This is a genomic window from Paenibacillus sp. FSL R7-0345, assembly GCF_038595055.1.
Lineage (GTDB): Bacteria > Bacillota > Bacilli > Paenibacillales > Paenibacillaceae > Paenibacillus_AQ.
Genome location: NZ_CP152002.1, coordinates 5937782 through 5954467 on the forward strand (window position 1 = coordinate 5937782; position 16686 = coordinate 5954467).

Sequence of the window (16686 nt, forward strand, 5' to 3'; positions counted from 1 at the left end):
GCGGATTACGATGCATACATTATTCTCATATGTCAGGTATATTAACGTACAATCATCCTTTTCCACATTTATTAGCGCCTGCCTTAAAGGCAGTCTGATATCCATGACAGGCGGAGCTGTCTTCCGGTCTCCAGCGTGATAAACCTGTACCCAATCCGTCCAGTTTCCGCTGATCCACACGGAAAATCCCGTGGTCTCCAAGTATTCACTTAGCATTTTTTCAAAGAAAGCCTGCATTCCGCCCACCCCTGTCAATGTATATTTTCCTATTAGATTAGACTTTATTATATAAGAACACATATTGTAAAGAAACCACTGATCCTGTAATTTTGATATAACAAAAGAACTTAAATAACATTTAATGAGAAAGAAGGTAACATGATGTCGAAGGTGATCCACAGCAAGCATTTCAAGCACATTATACTGGCCCTGTTGTTTCTTGGTTGGTGCCTCGGAAATCTGGACCGCTTCGTCATCAACTACGCCGTAGTCAGCATTTCTGAGGACTTAGGGCTGAGCGCTTCTTCGCAGGGGATTATTCTCAGCAGCTTTTTCCTCGGCTATGCGATTATGCAGATTCCCGGCGGCGCCCTGGCAGACAGGTTCGGCTACCGTAAAGTAATCCTGTTCTCCCTGTTCTCCTGGTCCGTCTTTACAATGATAACCGGCTCGGCCTGGTCTCTGGTTTCCCTCGTGCTCGTCCGTTTTCTGTTCGGGATCGGTGAGGGCGGCTTCTTCCCGTCGGGCTCAAAGGCCATTGCCGTCAACTTTCCAGTCAACCAGCGGAGCAGCGCCATGTCTGTCATGCTCGCTTCCGGCGCCATTATGGGTGTTGTTACCCCGATTGTCTCCGGCTTCGCTTTGGAATCCATCGGCTGGCGCACCCTGTTCCACATCTTCGGCATTATCGGCCTTATCATTACCGCCCTGATGTTCTTCTTCCTCAAAGAACCTGCCCGTACTCCCGCTCCCGTTCAGATTTCTTCGCCTGCATCCAAAAAGAATGCTTCGTTAAAAACGGTGCTGAAAAGCCCGATTATCTGGGGCCTGTTCCTTAGCTATTTCAGCATCTATGCCGTCAATTGGGGACTGTCCTCCTGGATGCCTACGTACATGGTCAATGTGCGCGGACTGAATCTGAAGGAAATGGGTATGCTGTCAGCCATTCCGGGCCTCATCGGCATCATCACCATGCTGCTGGGCGGCTACTTGATGGACCGTATTCCCGCAGGCAAAGACCGTACAATATCTGCCGTGTTCGGACTTATCGTCGCCGCCTCCCTGTACCTGATGAGTACAGCGGAGAGCATCGCCCTCTTTATTACCTATGAGACTATCGTCAGAATCGCCGCAGGCTTCGTGTCTACGCTGATCATTTCCAAATCCGTGAAAGCAATGCCCGAAACCGTTGCGGCGACAGCCAGCGGGTTCGTCAATACCGGGGCCCAGCTGGCCGGCTTCCTTACCCCGATGCTGATCGGCTTTCTGGTCGATGCCTCCGGCGGGTCATATAACACTGCCTTCCTCATGCTCATCGGCTTCGCTGTCATTTGTTCCATTTCCCTGCTCTTAACCGCCGTACACAGCCAGTCCTGCCGGCCGAGCCGCAAACGACCTGATCATCTACGCATGCCCTATTCTACGAAAAAGAGGTGTCTTCATTCATGAATATGACCATCGATTTAACCCGTTTTGTATCCGAAGCCATTGAGCGTAAAAAAGAAGTGTTCACTTCAGCCAGCGACCAGATCTGGGGCTTCGCGGAAACGCGTTTTGATGAATACCAGTCAGCCGGTGTACTAATCCGGGCACTTGAGGCCGAAGGCTTCAGTATTGAAAAGGGAGTGGCCGGACTTGCGACAGGCTTTATAGCCTCGTTCCGCGCAGGCTCTGGGGGTCCTGTTATTGCACTGCTAGGCGAATATGACGCTCTGGCCGACCTGAGCCAGGAGTCAGGTCTCAGCGAATACCGGCCGGTCCAGCCGCGCGGTAACGGCCACGGCTGCGGCCATAATCTGCTGGGCGTAGGCGCGCTCGCCGCCGCCGTCGCCGTCAAGGATTATATGGCCGGGCATCCGGAAACAGCCGGCGAAGTGCGCTTCTACGGCTGCCCCGCCGAGGAAAGCGGCTACGGCAAGACCTATCTGGCCCGCGAGGGTTATTTCAGGGATGTGGATGCTGCCTTCACCTGGCATCCGCATGCTATGAACGCAGTGATGCACGGCAGCTCGAACGCCGTTATCCATGCCTCTTTCTCTTTCAAGGGAATCAGCGCACATGCGGCCGCCGCCCCGCATTTGGGCCGCAGCGCACTGGACGCCGTCGAGCTGATGAACATCGGTGCCAATTACATGCGTGAGCATATGCTCGACCAGGCCCGCCTGCATTATGCCATTACGAATGCGGGCGGCTTTGCCCCGAATGTGGTCCAGGCTGACGCGGAAGTGACCTATCTGGTACGGGCACCGAAATCGGCACAGGTCCGCGACCTGTTCGCCCGGCTGGTCAAGGTCGCTGAAGGCGCCGCTCTGATGACCGGCACGCAGATGCAATTCCGTTATGAGGGGGCCTGCGCCAACCTGATTCCTAACAGCACATTGGAGCGGGTACTGTTCAAGCATCTTAACGCTCTGGATGCTCCAGCTTACAGTGAAGAGGAATACGCTTTTGCCAAAGCGATTTACGAAACCTTGCCCGAGAGCAACAAACAGGAAGCGGCGGCGATGGTCGGTCCCAAGCTGGCGCCTCTGCTTGCCGAGCGGCCGCTGAGCACCTTCATCGTTCCTTATTCGGACGAGAAGGAAATGTTCATGGGCGGATCGACCGATGTCGCCGACGTGAGCTGGAACGTGCCAACCGCCCAATGCGGAGCAGCCACAATGGCATTCGGAACCCCGCTGCATGCCTGGCAGACAGTGGCCCAGGGCAAAGCATCCTACGCACACAAAGGCATGCTGCTGGCGGCCAAGGCCATGGCAGCTGCAGCTATCGAGACGCTTCTGCATCCCGAGCTCGTGGCGAAGGCGCAAGCCGAGCTCAAGGAGCGGCTCGGGGGTGAGGTCTACGACTGCCTCGTACCTGCAGACGTGCACCCTCCCAAGACAGGGGCGGCTGAGCTTGCGGTTTAGAGATGTATTCTCGATCATCGGCCCGGCCATGGTCGGGCCCTCCAGCTCCCACACGGCCGGCGCTGCCCGGATTGGACGCGTGGCCCGGCAGATGTTCGGAGAATGTCCGGGCTCAGCCGATATTCAGCTGTATGGCTCCTTTGCCGCCACCTACCGCGGCCACGGAACGGATACAGCACTTGTAGGGGGCCTGCTGGATATGACAACCGATGACCCCCGGCTGCCGGATGCCTTTGCGCATGCCGAAGCTGCCGGGATGACCATCAGTATCCGGCCCGGTAAAGGGCTCTACCCGCATCCCAATACAGCCGAGCTGACGCTGGTTAATGCTGCCGGAGACCATACCTTCACGCTGACCGGCACATCGATCGGCGGCGGAAATATTGAAATTGTCAGGATCAATGGCTTCAGCCTGAAGCTGACCGCTGCTTATCCGACCGTTATTATCCGCCATTTTGACGAGCCTGGCGTCATTGCCATAGTCAGCGCTTTACTTGTGGACAGCGGCATTAACATCGCACGCATGGCTGTTGACCGCCAGAGCAGGCGCGGCGAAGCTATGATGGTTATGGAGTGCGACGCAATGCTTGACCGTGATCTTACAGACCGGATTTCACGGCTCCCCGGTGTACAGAAAATCAGCCTGTTAGCAATGTAAACAGCACAGCCTTCCAAATTGAAGCGAAAAGGAGCGGCATCATGAACTTTCGGACTTTAAAAGAGCTTGCCGGATTAGCGGAAGCCCGTTCCATTACCCTGGGCGAGCTGATGCTGGATGAGCAGTGCCAGGAATCAGGCGAGGACAGGGACAGCGTGTTCCGGCAGATGTTTGAATATTATCAAATTATGAAAACGGCAGTGGAGCAGGGAATCCTGACCGATACCGTATCCAAAAGCGGTCTAACCGGCGGCGACGCACGCCGGATGGCGGCTTACCGGGAGCAAAGCCCATCCCTGCTGGGAGAGCATGCCAGCCTGGCCATGACTTACGCCCTGGCCGTTTCTGAAGTGAATGCCTCCATGGGCCGGATTATTGCATCACCAACTGCGGGGTCCTGCGGGATAATCCCCGGCGTGCTGATCAGTAGCCAGGAGCGGTTCGGCTGGAGCGACGACCAGATGGTGTACGGACTGTTTGCAGCTGGTGCCATCGGCTATGTTATCGCTAATAATTCCTTCATCTCCGGCGCCGAAGGCGGCTGCCAGGCAGAGGTCGGGTCAGCCATCAGCATGGCTGCCGGAGCGCTTGTAGACATTAGAGGCGGTACCCCGGCGCAGGCGATCCACGCCGTCGGGCTCGCCCTGAAAAATACGCTCGGCCTGATCTGCGACCCCGTCGCCGGCCTGGTTGAGATACCCTGCATCGTGCGCAACGGCTTCGGGGCCATTACTGCACTTGGAGCCGCTGATATGGCGCTGGCCGGGGTGCGCAGTGTCATCCCGTCCGATGAGGTTATTCAGGTCATGCTGGAAGTAGGCTCGGCCATGCCCGAATCGCTGCGTGAGACCGCCGGCGGCGGGCTGGCCCAGACTCCGACCGGACGGCGGATTACCCGTGATTTGCAGCAGCGCTCCTGACCTCGTAAATTGCATTACAAAAACACCTTCAAGCAGATACCACCCGTTAAGAGGAGGCGGCCTGAAGGTGTTTTCCGGTTATTTTTTCAAATGATAGGGCACTGTAGTAATAATTACATTTCTGCGGTACAGCAGATGCGTACGGATCAGCAGACTGGACTGGTTATGCAGAATGTTATGCCAGCCTTTCTTGGGAATGAACTGCGGCACGATCACCGTCACCTGGTAATGCGATTCGTTCGCCTTGCGCTGGACGGTATCAATAAACTTGATCAAGGGATGGATGATGCTGCGGTACGGTGAGTACAGCGACACCAGCCTTACCTCAGGGTGGAACTTTTTCCACTTCTCTTCAAAAGCATGCTCTTCTTCCCGTTCAAAAGGCACATGCACCGCAATAATCTGGCTGGCAGACAGCGACTGTGCATAGCGCAGCGAGTTCTCTACGACATGTGTAATCCCGGCCACCGGCAGGATAATGACATTCCCTTCAATCGCCAGCGGTTCCTCTTCACAGGTGGAGAGGCGCAGCTGGTCGGCCACAGTCTCATAATGCTTGCGGATCCGGTAAAAGAGCAGAATAATCAGCGGCAGGAAAACCAGCACCGGCCACACCTGCGGGAACTTGGTCAGGAAGAACACGATCGTAACCACGAAGCTGATCAGCGCCCCGGTTGTGTTAATCGCCAGCTTGCCTGCCCAGCCCTGCGGTTTTTCACGGATCCATTTGATCATCATCCCGGTCTGGGACAGGGTAAATGGAATGAATACACCGACCGCGTACAACGGAATCAAATGCTCCGTGCGGCCCTCGAAGGCAATGATCAGAATGATCGACAGAATTCCCAGGCTGAGAATACCGTTGGAATAGCCGAGCCGGTCACCGCGGACGGTGAACATTCTCGGAATAAATTTATCTTTTGCCAAATTAACCGCCAGCAGCGGAAAAGCCGAGTAGCCCGTATTGGCCGCCAAAACCAGAATGAGTGCCGTAGTCCCTTGTACGAAAAAATACATAACATTCCGGCCGAAGACCTGCTCGGCAATTTGCGAAACAACAGTGACCTGCTCATTCGGGATTACACCGTAGTAATACGCCAGAATGACAATACCAGCAAACAGCACCGCCAGCAGTATACCCATAGCTGCGAGCGTCTTGGCCGCATTGTTCGGGGCAGGCGCCTTAAAGTTGGGAATGGCATTGGATATGGCTTCGACCCCGGTCAGCGCCGAGCTCCCTGAAGCAAAGGCCCGCAGCAGCAGAAACAGGCTGATGCCTGCGACCGGCGTACCAATCGGGGTATGAAGCGCTGCCGGAACGTCGCCGGCCACAATCCGGAACAGGCCCACGCCGAGCATAATAAAGATCGCCAGCACGAACAGGTATACCGGATAAGCCAGAAATGACGCCGATTCGGTAACCCCGCGCAAATTCAGGGTTGTAATCAGCAGTACAAACAGAATGGCTATGGGCACATTATACGGATGCAGACTGGGAAAAGCGGAAGTAATCGCATCCGTACCCGCTGATACACTCACCGCTACCGTCAGAATATAATCGACCAGCAGTGAGCCCCCGGCAATCAGCCCCGGATATTTGCCCAGATTCTCCTTGGACACAACATAAGCCCCGCCGCCTTGCGGGTAAGCAAAAATAATCTGCCTGTAGGATAAGATTAGTGCAGTCAGCAGTACAAGCACCCCGACAGCAATGGGGATGGAATACCAAAAAGCCGCAGCACTGATCGTTACCAGCACAAGCAGAATCTGCTCAGGTCCGTAAGCAACCGAGGATAAAGCGTCTGAGGAGAGAATGGCCAGCGCCTTCGTCTTGTTCAGTTTCTGGTCGCCCAATTGCTCCGATTTCAGCGGCCGTCCGATCAGGAATCTTTTTACCGAGATCATCGTCTGCCTCACCTGACTTTTTTTTAAAGTTATATTACCCATGGAAGCCATCATTAAATTCAATCCATAATATACATTTCCCCATCAGGTTAAGCAACAGATTTCATTCGGGACAAGCCCGCGCTTCTCCGGCAAAAAAACCTGCAGTGCACAGCCCGGTATGGGAGCGGTGGATTGCAGGTTTTTCAGGCGGGCATAAGCCCAGCATAAGCTATCACTATCGCTGTAATCGTTCCGTTTCACCTTCTAACGGACATCAGCGGCGTTATTCGCGGTAATTGGGGCAGTTTTGCAGTTTTTCGCTGAAATAACGCCTCACAGGTCCGTTAGAATTCTAAAGTGACCATTTTGGAAGCAATAGCGTCTCCTGAGTCCGTTAGAATTACAGGGGGACCTGCGTTGTCGCAAATGAACCTAAACAGAGTGAAAATAGCAGCGGCTACCTGTAACTTCTGTTCCCCCTACAGCCAGTCCTCCGCCAGCAGCTGCTTCAGCAGTTTAACCTGATCCCCGCCGATTCTGGCGGCAATCTCCTGCTCAATTGTCTGCTTGATCTCCAGCATTCTGTCGCACACCTTCTGTCCTTCCGGAGTCAGCGTTATATATTTGTCGCGGCTGTTCCCCTCCACCTGGACGGTCTCGACATAACCACGCTCCAGCAGGGCATTGATCACCTTTTGCGCCCCCTGACGGGAAATGCTGATCCGCCGGCTGATGTCCGAGATAGACAGCCTGCCGTGCAGCTCAAGCTTGGCCAGAATATGCGTCTCTGTATGGTTCAGCGGATCTCCGCTGCTGCTGCTTACTTTTTCACGTAATACTTTATGCTTCTCACTGACCAAATCTATCAGATTTAAGCCGAGGATATATTCCTTCATCAAAAGGCCTCCAGTTATCAGAATACAATTCCCAGTTTGAACGTTCATCAGGATTATTGTCAACTTGGTTGACAATAATCCGCCCCACTGCTAATATGAGTGAAGCATAAAAAACCTAAAGCTAAGGGAGTTTGAATAATGGGCAGAAATAAAAAGGAAGCATTGGTCTTCACAAGTATGACGTGCTTCCTGATGGTCGTCGGAATGAGCTTTTATAATGTAATCATATCGATTGGCGCAACAAATGAAGTCTTTCTTCAGGTTGCAGTCGGCCTGCTGCCGGCGCTTGCAGTCGCACTCGTGCTGGATATTTTTGTGGTCAGCAAAATCGCCAAAGGGCTGGCGTTCAAGCTGCTTAAGCCATCCGATCCTGTTATCAAAAAAGTACTGACCATCTCGTCCTTTATGGTTTGCGGTATGGTCCTCTGCATGTCCCTATATGGCACACTAGCACACTACGGTTTCGGAGACAACTTCTTCCGTCATTATCTGTCGATACTCGGATTGAATTTCATCTGTGCGCTGCCGCTGCAGCTGCTGGTTGTCGGTCCGCTGGCCCGTTTCTTATTTACAAAAATCTATCCGGCGAAGGCAGCGGTGCAGAGCGTTTAGTCCTTGCTTGATTCAGTAGAGCTTTGGGTAATAATGGATAACAAACTGCTATGAAAGGATGTTGTGCCATGCTTGCTAAAAAGGATGGTATCTCACTCTTCGCGCTAATCGCAGCCCTTATCCTTATTAATATTTTCGGCACAGAGCTTGAATCCAGCATGTGGGATAATTTCACTTTGATTGCGAATTGTTTTTTGGCTCAAGGTGTATTTATTACGCTGCTGAATGTGTTTAGAACAAGTAGCAGCCGTAAACCTTCTGTTGGACTGGTTTTACTGGCGCTGCTGACCGGGTTTATCACCGTTGTTCTTATTATCACAGCCGAGACAACCCTGATGAATAAGCTGCTATTTTTGTTTATCCAGGCTATGATTACCTATGCCGAAGCTTACCTGCTGCGCAAGGAGCTTAAAGGAGAGGACGGACGGCAGATCTAAAGGAACACACCGATCAAGTAAGCCTGCCTCAACATACAAGCAGTCCCGGTGCTATGCATTCGCACCGGGACTGCTTTATTGTTTAAGCCGTTCAGAAGCTCAGCTTCCATTTCTGGCCTGCTGCACCAGCCTGCGGAGCTGCAAGGCTTACACCTGATCCGTCTGCTGAAACCGTCAGCGCCAGATGATTGTGAAGCGAGAGGATCGCTGCTGAACCGTCCTCATTTCTCCGGATGATCCAGCGCTGATTATCGTAGCCCAGGTATGAATAGAGCTGGATGACATTCTGCCCGGTGTTCAAGTCAAGGGCCTGGCCGGAGGCTGTACGGATGGAATAGGAGCCTGCTTCATCGCCGGTCGGCACAAATATCCATTTCTGGTCTGACGCTGCACCGGCAGCTTTGACTGTTACGGGCTCACCATTCGTCAGGCTGCCTGTATACAGGGATTTCCGGGAAGCTTCATTTACAAGGCTTGAAGCCTCCAGCTTCGCCGGTACAGCACCGCTCACATTTACGTTCTGATAGGAAGCCGTTCCCCCGAATACATGCAGACCGAAATGCCCCTCGGCAAAGGTACCGTCCTGCACATCCATCAGTTTTTGCCCGTCCAGGTACACTGTAATATGAGGGCCGTCTGCTTGTATCTTCAGACGGTATACCCGGTCCGGCTGAATGAAGGCCGGCACCCGGGCCAGCACCTGCCGTTCTTCAAAGCGCCCGCCGATCTTGTAAAACAAACGGAACGACTTCATATTCGGGTCCAGATTCAGATAATAACCGCTGCGACCGTCCGTACTTGCCCTGAACAGAAGAGAGCCTGCTCCCCCTGCACTGCCAAGCTTCATATCAGCTTCATAGATGAAGTCTCCCGCCTGTTCTGCCGCAATATACTGGGCATCGCCGGAGTAGCTTCCGCGGATGCCGTCTTCACCGGCCAGCCACGGGGCCCTGGCCAGATCCTTCGTCCAGCCGCTGAGGCTGGTCCGGAATTCCCCTCCAAAGACCTGCACACGGACACTTGCAGTTGCTTTTCCATTGGGGGTGGCTGCCGTAATAACAGCTGTTCCGGCTTGTACCGCCTTAATCACCGCACCGGAATTACCGGCCTGCTGTATCGCTATAACCCCGGGATTGCTCGTTGCCCATTTCAGCGGATTTGCGCCGTTGCCGGGTCCGTTTTCTACCGCGGCCTGCAGGGTTACACTTTGACCGGCACTCAGCTCACGTTCGCTGGTATCCATCATGATCCCGGTGGAGACATCCACCCCGGTATTCCATACCGAAGCCAGCTTGTAAGCCTTTAATGAGACCACCTTTACATTGCCGCCCTTGGTATAAAAGCTCATACCCCGGCTGGCCGGGTCCGGGAAAATGACATCCGAGAACACGGCCTTCCCGCCGTTCACAAACACCTCAATCGAGGCTTCATCCACCAGAATACGCAGCTTGATCCGGCCGTTCTCCGCTAATGCCTGCGCTTCATGTCTGGTACTGAACAGGCTGGAGAAATCGGTCACTCCAGACAGGGAACGGTCTACAAATACCGTGCTCCCGCCCGGCTTGTAACCCACAACCGTCTTCACGCCTTCGCCCTCCCGCACATTAAATCCGAACTCTGATACACTGCTGCCGGCGGGAATCTCCACCTCGGCTTCCAGTTCGTACGCTCCGGCAGTGATGCCCTTCAGCAGATTCTGGGAAGAAGGAGAAACGCTCTTCCCGGAGACCGAATAGAGCGGGCTGCGCAGCGATTCCAGCTCTTTAACCGGGCTTTGGGCCAGCCGGAGCCCGTCACCCGTCCGGATCAGTGCAACTTCTCTCGGAACCGTCAGCTCCCCCTTCCAGCCCGTTGTCGGAAAGGCGAACGGATAATCCCAGTTCGACATCCACGCCAGCAGCACTCTCCGTCCATCCTGCATATCCGAAAAGGACATGGACGCATAGAACTCCTTGCCAAAATCGGTTCTCAGCACCGTTCCCGCCGGATTATCATTAACGAATTTCCCCTCAGCTGTCAGATTCCCGACAAAATATTCCGCATCCGATCCGCCCGTTGCCGGATTCGCTCCTGTGCTGATCATCAGCACCCACTTCTTCTCTGAGGTCCCCTGCACCGTAAGCGGGAATAGATCTGGGCATTCCCATACCCCGCCGCGGATATAGCTCCCGTACCCCCAATTATCGGTTAACGTCCAGTCGAGCAGATTGGTTGAGGTGAAAAAGCGGATATGATCGCCGCCCGAGACGACCATCACCCAGCGGTTATTGGCTTCATCGCGCACTACCTTGGGATCGCGGAAATCCCAGCCCCCGGGGTCCTCCCCGTTCTTTCCGGGATTCTCTATCACGATTGGACGTTCTTTGGCATACTCCCAGGTGCGTCCCTTATCCTTGCTGTAAGCCAGACCAATCTGCTGGTTGCCGTTGGCGGCATCCGGATTGTAGGAGGTGTAGTAGGCGAGCAGCCCCTGGCCGCCCGAATCCCCGAACAAACCCGAGGAGTTATCCAGATCGGCTACGGCAGACCCGGACCAGACATGCCCATAATCATTCCACGGGAGGGCAATCGGGAGGCGCTTCCAATTTAGCATATCTGTACTGACTGCATGCGCCCAGGTTCCCCCGTCCTGATGGAACAGATGATATTCTCCCGCAAAATAGACCAGCCCGTTCGGATCACTGACGGAACCGCGCATCGGGGTGTAATGGTACTGCGGCCGGTATTTTTCATTATTATAGCTGGCGAAATCTGTTACATAAGTATGCTGAAAATAGGCAGTTCCGCTGTTTACGACCAGCCCCGAGTTCCCGGATACATATGAGCTGTCAGTGACATCAATAGCCGCCGGAGTATAACCGTCCACAAAAATCTGAATCCGGCTCCCCTTCGCCTGTACCTCCACCGCATGTTTGGCCCCGGCTACACCAGGGTAAGTGCGGCTTGAGGTAGCAACCACCGTCCCGTCCGCTTTGGTTAAACGGACACGGAGCTGATTGCCTGTCTTAACCAGAGCGGCTTCGTATCCGCCCGAGCCGTCCGAAGCGGACCGGAAAACAAGGCCGGCAGTGCCATCCAAAGGAAGGGAAATCTGTCCTTCATACACGAAATCGGCGGCAGGCCTGTCATAGAGCAGCAGCGCTTTGCCCTGATTGCCGGAGGAGCCCTTTTTACCGTTCAGATCCGGCTGCCAATGGCCCTTGCTGGCCAGCACCGACCCGAGATTCCCCTGCAGATCACTCACCAGAATGTTCTGGAACAATACAGCCCCATCCCAGACGTGGAGTCCAAGCTGACCGGAGGAATACGTATCGTCCTCAATATCGATTACCGGCATATACTGGTTCCCCCAATACACTTTCAAAGAGGAGCCCTGGGCCTTCACCTTCAGATGATAAATTTCGCCTTGAGCCAGAGGAACCTGGCGTTCCTCCTGCAGGCTGCCGGCTCCATGTGCCGCATCCCTTAGACGGATCACACCGGCTTGCGGCACAATCTGCAGCATATAGGCCTGTTTCCCGTCACCGCTTGAGCGGAACAGCAGCGAGGCATCGGGCTGCCCCTCTTTGATCATCACATCCGCTTCATAAATAAAATCATCTGCGGAAGCCCGCGATAAAGCCGCCACATTTTCCCGCTGGTCCGAGGTCAGCAAAAGTCCTTCCGCTGTGTTCTCCTGTTTGCCTTTTCCGGCTGTGTACCATCCCGTCAAATTAGTATTCAGTTTGGTAGCGGTTTCAAAAATACTCGTCTCCCCCTCGCTTCCTTGGCCTGTGGCCCGCTCTGCCGCTTCAGCCCTGTCTGCCTCAGAATGGAATGGTGTTACCTCTGCCGAAGTGAATATGAGTCCCGCACTCAGCAGAATTTTCAGCCCTAATTTCGCTTTACGGTTCATCCTTCTACCTCTTTTCCTCTAAATGATAGTCCATAATGAAACACAAGGCCGGCTTGCTGCTTCTGCATCACTCCGGCCTTGTCTGTTGTTATTTCAATAATAGATTGAACTACTTCAGGTTTTTGTCCATTGCTGCAAGACCCAGGGCCAGCGCACCGCATAATCCGGCCTGCTGTCCGAGACCCGGAGCCACAATATACTCATCCATTTGCGTGAGAATAGCATCCGCACTGACATATCCGTTAAGATTCCGGCTCACGGCCTCCCGGACCAGCGGGAACAGCTGGGACTGCTGCATAACGCCGCCGCCGAGTATGATTTTCTCCGGGGAGAGCAGCAGGACAGCCTGGGTTACGGACTCGGCAATGTAGAAGGCTTCAATCTCCCATGCCTTGTGCCCGGCAGGAAGCTCATGCCCCTTTGCCCCCCATCTGGCTTCAATAGCTGGCCCTGCGGCCATTCCCTCGAGGCAGTCCCCGTGATAGGGGCATCTTCCGGAATAATGATCCTCCGGATGCCGTCTCGTCGGAACATGCCCGCCCTCAGGATGCACAAGACCATGAACCAGCTGCCCCCCGGCATAGACACCGACACCGATCCCCGTCCCCACGGTAATGTACAGGCAGCTGGACAGCCCCTGGGCCGCCCCCCATTTCACCTCGCCATAGGCTGCAGCATTAACATCGGTATCCCAGCCCAGCGGAACCGGAAAAGCATGCTTCAAGGTCCCGAGCAGATCATAATTGGCCCAGCCCGGCTTGGGCGTGGTCGTGATGTAACCATAGGTCGGGCTATTCAGGCGGATATCAATCGGTCCAAACGATCCGATCCCGATGGCTTCTGCCCCTTTGTCCCGGAAATAATCAATTACTTGAGGTATCGTCTGATCCGGATGGCCGGTCGGGAAGCTGATCTGATCCTCAATCCGTCCGTGCTCATCCCCGATGCCGCAGATAAATTTGGTTCCGCCTGCTTCTATAGCTCCTATACGCATGTAGACTTCACCTCCCGCTTACTTCCTGCCGCCGGCTGCGGCAGATGAGGCCAGCTCATAAAGCTCCAGCGACAGGAATACCTGCTCTTCCTGTTCTGCAAAGGCAGCCAGACCGGCGGAGGCAGGCCCCGGGAAAATAAGTTCCGTAATAACCGCTTGACCGCCGCCCGCGAATACCTCCACCGAGGAACGGTCTACATAAATAGTCAAATCATAGACTTCAGCCGGTGCCGCAAGCTTCGCAGCATGAACCCCCGCGAACAGACTGTGGAAATCAGTCTTCCCGGAAGCACTGCGGTCCACGTACACTTCTTCCGTCTGCGCATTAATCCCGGCAACGGTATGCTCCCCCGCACCTGCTTTTAAACGGAAGCCGGCAGACGTACCGCGCGGAAGCTTCGCCTCTATGAGGTAGGCGTCCAGTTCAAGCCCGGCGCAGGCCGCATTAATTTCTTGCACCGAAGCATTCTTAAGGGACAGGACCGGGGTACGTGCTGCTTCCAGCTCTTTGGCAGGCTTCTGGATGAGCGCTGCTTCCCCGTTTCTTGTTTCCAGTGAAAGCTCACGGGGAATCGTCATTGCGCCGCGGAAGCCTTCCGTCGGTGTCTGCGGAGCATACATCCAGTTGCTCATCCAGCCGATAAACAGGCGTCTTCCGTCTTCTTCAGGAAGATCGGACCAGCTCACCCCGGCATAATTATCCCTGCCGTAATCCACCCAGCGGATGCGCTGCGAGGCTTCGTCAGGCATGAATACGGCCCCGTCGAAGCTGCCTGTGAAATACTGCGTTCTGGAGCCTTCCTCAAAGGCCGGATCAGCACCAATGCTCACAAGCATCACCCATTTAACGTTATCCTTGTCTCCATCAACCGGCAGCGGGAAGAGATCCGGGCACTCCCATACTCCATCATGCGAGCCGATCCCGGCACCGAATTCGCTGGCGAAGGTCCAGTGAATCAGATCAGGCGAGTGGTACAAGCACACCGTCTGGCCGCAGGCCACGATCATCACCCAGCGGCTGGCATCATGATCCCAGAAGACCTTGGGATCACGGAAATCGATGAAGCTGTCGTGGGTCAGCACCGGATTTCCGGCATATTTGATCCAGGTTCTGCCGTTATCCTTGCTGTACGCAATGCTTTGATACTGAACGGCGGGCTGTCCCTCCGGCATGTTCAGGTGATGGGTAAAGATCGCTACGAGCCCCGGCTTATCCCCGAAAAAGCCCGTCGTATTTTTCCAGTCCACAACGGCGCTTCCCGAAAAAATCATGCCCAGTTCATCCGGCACCAGCGCAACCGGCAGCTCTTCCCAGTTGATCAGGTCCCTGCTGACGGCATGGCCCCAGTGCATCTCCCCCATACTCATACCGTCCGGGTGATGCTGGAAGAACAAGTGGTACTCCCCTTCGAAATATACAAGCCCGTTCGGATCGTTCATCCAATTCTTCTGGGGTGAAAAGTGATAGGCACCCCGGTAGTTTTGCTCTGTGATTGCTGACATATATGATTTCTCCTTTTCTCCCGGATAGATTGAACCGGGAATTTAGAGAAAAGGTCTGGCTCAGCTCCCTTTTCTCAAGATTCCAGTTCAATCATTATTTTTATTTTGTATATACTACTTCCCCGTTGCTCTGTCGTAACCGCCCTGCTTGATCTTTAGCCATTCCTGCAGGCCAAGGCGGTCCAGCTCCTTGAGATAGTCGTTCCACTCGGCATCAATTTTGCCGTTCTGATACCATTCGGTGCGCATTCTGAGCACATAGGCGAACAGGTCGGTTTCAATGGTCGTCAGACGGTCCAGCTCGTCAATGGAATGGAATACGCTTGGCATGACGTTCTCCGCTTTCATTTTCGGAGCCATGATGTTTTTGACGATATCCATTCTGCCCTTGGCATCATCCGGCATCGTAGTGTACTTGCCATAGTAGGAATCCAGAATCGCCAGCGGTCCGCCGATGCTTGTTTTCTCACGGAGCTCAACCGGAGCGGTGCCTTCCAGCGGCAGATGCTTCAGCATCCCTGCAGCTTCATCGAATTCAAAAATGTTCTGCTGGGTATCATCCCCGTAGGTTCCCCAGTTGTTCTGTACAGACTGGACCGGATCATACAGCTGATCGACCCATTTCGCCGTGGTTTCCAGGTTTTTGTTGGCACTGGTTACGACCATTTTTCCGCGGCCCAGTCCCAGGGCGTTCGTCCGGGTTACATTCACTTCACCGTCCGGTCCGGCCAGCGGCGGCATCACCTCATAGGCATCGTTCGCACCGGAAATATTCGCCTTATCCCAGGAGAAATAAAGGCCGTACTTCTGATCCTTCCCCTTGGCCAGATAAGTGCTCCAGTCCTGGGTGTAGGCTTCGATATCGATCAGCTTTTCTTTGTACAGCTCATTAATAAATTTTACAGCAGCTTTATAGCCTTCTTCGGCAGCGGTAAAGACTACTTTACCGTCATTGCTTACCACCGCATGGTCGGGGTTCTCGCCGAGCCCGAATGATCCGAACAGGAACACCAGATCCTCCGCACCAGGCTTATTAATGAAGGAAAGCGGAATTTCATCGGCCTGGCCGTTGCCGTTCGGGTCCTGGGTCTTGAAAGCAATCAGCACCTGCTTCAATTCTTCGGTAGTCGTTGGCATGTCGAGGCCCAGATTTTTCAGCCATTCCACATTGATCCACGGCATACTGTCCACTGCCTGAATTCTTTCCTTGCCGTTCCCCAGCTCTTCAATCCAGGGGAAGGCGTAGATGTTACCGTCAGGCGCTGTGATCATACTTTTGTACTCGGGAGCTTCTTCCAGCACTTTTTTAAAGTTGGGCATGTTCTGCTCAATCAGGTCATTCAGCGGAATGATCGTGCCGTCCTTAGCCAGCTTCAGCAGCTCATAGTCACTGTAATCCGCGTTAAAAATAGCATCCGGAAGATCGCCGCTGGCTACGGCCAGATTTCTTTTTTCTACAAACACATCATTCGTGAAGTTCTTCCAGTTGATATGCACATTTGTTTTTTCTTCAAGCCGTTTATTGATCAGCTTGTCGTTCGGATCGGCCGGGGCCAGTGCAGAGCTTTGCGTAATGAAGTTCAGGGTGACTTTGCCGTCAGGGTCCTGCTGCTCACTGGCAGCACTGCCTCCCCCGCTGCCGCATGCAGCAAGAAACATGAAGGAAGCAAGGACAGAGGCAGAAGCTGCTTTTGACAAACCTTTTGTACGTGTTGAGCTTTTCATCGGATATGACCTCCAAAGTAAAAATAAATGA

Annotated in this window: 12 protein-coding genes; 6 read left to right on the forward strand and 6 right to left on the reverse strand. The window is 54.0% G+C overall.

Features of this window, described 5'->3' with window-relative positions:
• Positions 1 to 381: 381 nt before the first annotated feature.
• Genes NST84_RS25605 through sdaAA form a run of 4 tightly spaced genes read left to right on the forward strand, consistent with a single transcriptional unit; the run spans position 382 to position 4706 of the window.
• Positions 382 to 1668: an MFS transporter gene (locus NST84_RS25605; RefSeq protein WP_342562915.1), complete on the forward strand. Its 1287-nt coding sequence runs from the start codon at positions 382 to 384 to the stop codon at positions 1666 to 1668.
• A gap of 2 nt (positions 1669 to 1670) precedes the next feature.
• Complete coding sequence (locus NST84_RS25610) at positions 1671 to 3128, forward strand: amidohydrolase (protein WP_342566522.1); 1458 nt, start codon at positions 1671 to 1673, stop codon at positions 3126 to 3128.
• Positions 3118 to 3786 carry an L-serine ammonia-lyase, iron-sulfur-dependent subunit beta gene (gene sdaAB / locus NST84_RS25615; protein ID WP_342562916.1) on the forward strand — a complete coding sequence of 223 codons (669 nt, stop codon included), beginning with the start codon at positions 3118 to 3120 and terminating at the stop codon, positions 3784 to 3786. Before NST84_RS25610 ends, sdaAB begins: the two co-directional genes overlap by 11 nt.
• A 41-nt stretch (positions 3787 to 3827) precedes the next feature.
• On the forward strand, positions 3828 to 4706 hold the full coding sequence (gene sdaAA, locus NST84_RS25620) for an L-serine ammonia-lyase, iron-sulfur-dependent, subunit alpha (RefSeq protein ID WP_342562917.1): 879 nt from the start codon (positions 3828 to 3830) through the stop codon (positions 4704 to 4706).
• Positions 4707 to 4784: 78 nt separating this feature from the next.
• On the opposite strand, the gene NST84_RS25625 is transcribed toward sdaAA, so the two are convergent.
• Entirely contained in the window at positions 4785 to 6611 is a 1827-nt protein-coding gene (locus NST84_RS25625; protein WP_342562918.1) for an APC family permease, read from the reverse strand.
• Positions 6612 to 7072: 461 nt separating this feature from the next.
• The gene (locus NST84_RS25630) at positions 7073 to 7489 is read right to left on the reverse strand and encodes a MarR family transcriptional regulator (protein WP_342562919.1); all 417 of its coding nucleotides are present in this window, start codon (positions 7487 to 7489) and stop codon (positions 7073 to 7075) included.
• A 138-nt stretch (positions 7490 to 7627) separates the two neighbouring features.
• On the opposite strand from NST84_RS25630, the gene NST84_RS25635 reads away from it, so the two are divergent.
• The gene (locus NST84_RS25635; RefSeq protein WP_342562920.1) at positions 7628 to 8101 is read left to right on the forward strand and encodes a DUF2798 domain-containing protein; all 474 of its coding nucleotides are present in this window, start codon (positions 7628 to 7630) and stop codon (positions 8099 to 8101) included.
• A gap of 68 nt (positions 8102 to 8169) precedes the next feature.
• Positions 8170 to 8538, forward strand: a complete 369-nt coding sequence (locus NST84_RS25640; protein ID WP_342562921.1) for a hypothetical protein — start codon at positions 8170 to 8172, stop codon at positions 8536 to 8538.
• A gap of 91 nt (positions 8539 to 8629) precedes the next feature.
• Here the strand turns inward: NST84_RS25640 and NST84_RS25645 are convergent, their stop codons facing one another.
• The 4 genes from NST84_RS25645 to NST84_RS25660 form a co-directional block, all read right to left on the reverse strand.
• On the reverse strand, positions 8630 to 12433 hold the full coding sequence (locus NST84_RS25645) for a GH32 C-terminal domain-containing protein (RefSeq protein ID WP_342562922.1): 3804 nt from the start codon (positions 12431 to 12433) through the stop codon (positions 8630 to 8632).
• Between the two features lie 109 nt (positions 12434 to 12542).
• Positions 12543 to 13427 carry an ROK family protein gene (locus tag NST84_RS25650; RefSeq protein ID WP_342562923.1) on the reverse strand — a complete coding sequence of 295 codons (885 nt, stop codon included), beginning with the start codon at positions 13425 to 13427 and terminating at the stop codon, positions 12543 to 12545.
• 18 nt (positions 13428 to 13445) lie between these two features.
• Complete coding sequence (locus tag NST84_RS25655) at positions 13446 to 14930, reverse strand: glycoside hydrolase family 32 protein (protein WP_342562924.1); 1485 nt, start codon at positions 14928 to 14930, stop codon at positions 13446 to 13448.
• A gap of 114 nt (positions 14931 to 15044) precedes the next feature.
• Positions 15045 to 16655 carry an ABC transporter substrate-binding protein gene (locus tag NST84_RS25660; protein WP_342562925.1) on the reverse strand — a complete coding sequence of 537 codons (1611 nt, stop codon included), beginning with the start codon at positions 16653 to 16655 and terminating at the stop codon, positions 15045 to 15047.
• Between the last annotated feature and the right edge of the window lie 31 nt (positions 16656 to 16686).

Bases quoted from the DNA above. Each gene is read 5' to 3' on its own strand.
- NST84_RS25605 (WP_342562915.1), top strand. From the start codon at position 382: ATGTCGAAGGTGATCCACAGCAAGCATTTCAAGCACATTATACTGGCC.
- NST84_RS25610 (WP_342566522.1), top strand. From the start codon at position 1,671: ATGACCATCGATTTAACCCGTTTTGTATCCGAAGCCATTGAGCGTAAA.
- sdaAA (WP_342562917.1), top strand. From the start codon at position 3,828: ATGAACTTTCGGACTTTAAAAGAGCTTGCCGGATTAGCGGAAGCCCGT.
- NST84_RS25625 (WP_342562918.1), bottom strand. From the start codon at position 6,611: ATGATCTCGGTAAAAAGATTCCTGATCGGACGGCCGCTGAAATCGGAG.
- NST84_RS25630 (WP_342562919.1), bottom strand. From the start codon at position 7,489: ATGAAGGAATATATCCTCGGCTTAAATCTGATAGATTTGGTCAGTGAG.
- NST84_RS25635 (WP_342562920.1), top strand. From the start codon at position 7,628: ATGGGCAGAAATAAAAAGGAAGCATTGGTCTTCACAAGTATGACGTGC.
- NST84_RS25640 (WP_342562921.1), top strand. From the start codon at position 8,170: ATGCTTGCTAAAAAGGATGGTATCTCACTCTTCGCGCTAATCGCAGCC.
- NST84_RS25645 (WP_342562922.1), bottom strand. From the start codon at position 12,433: ATGAACCGTAAAGCGAAATTAGGGCTGAAAATTCTGCTGAGTGCGGGA.
- NST84_RS25650 (WP_342562923.1), bottom strand. From the start codon at position 13,427: ATGCGTATAGGAGCTATAGAAGCAGGCGGAACCAAATTTATCTGCGGC.
- NST84_RS25655 (WP_342562924.1), bottom strand. From the start codon at position 14,930: ATGTCAGCAATCACAGAGCAAAACTACCGGGGTGCCTATCACTTTTCA.
- NST84_RS25660 (WP_342562925.1), bottom strand. From the start codon at position 16,655: ATGAAAAGCTCAACACGTACAAAAGGTTTGTCAAAAGCAGCTTCTGCC.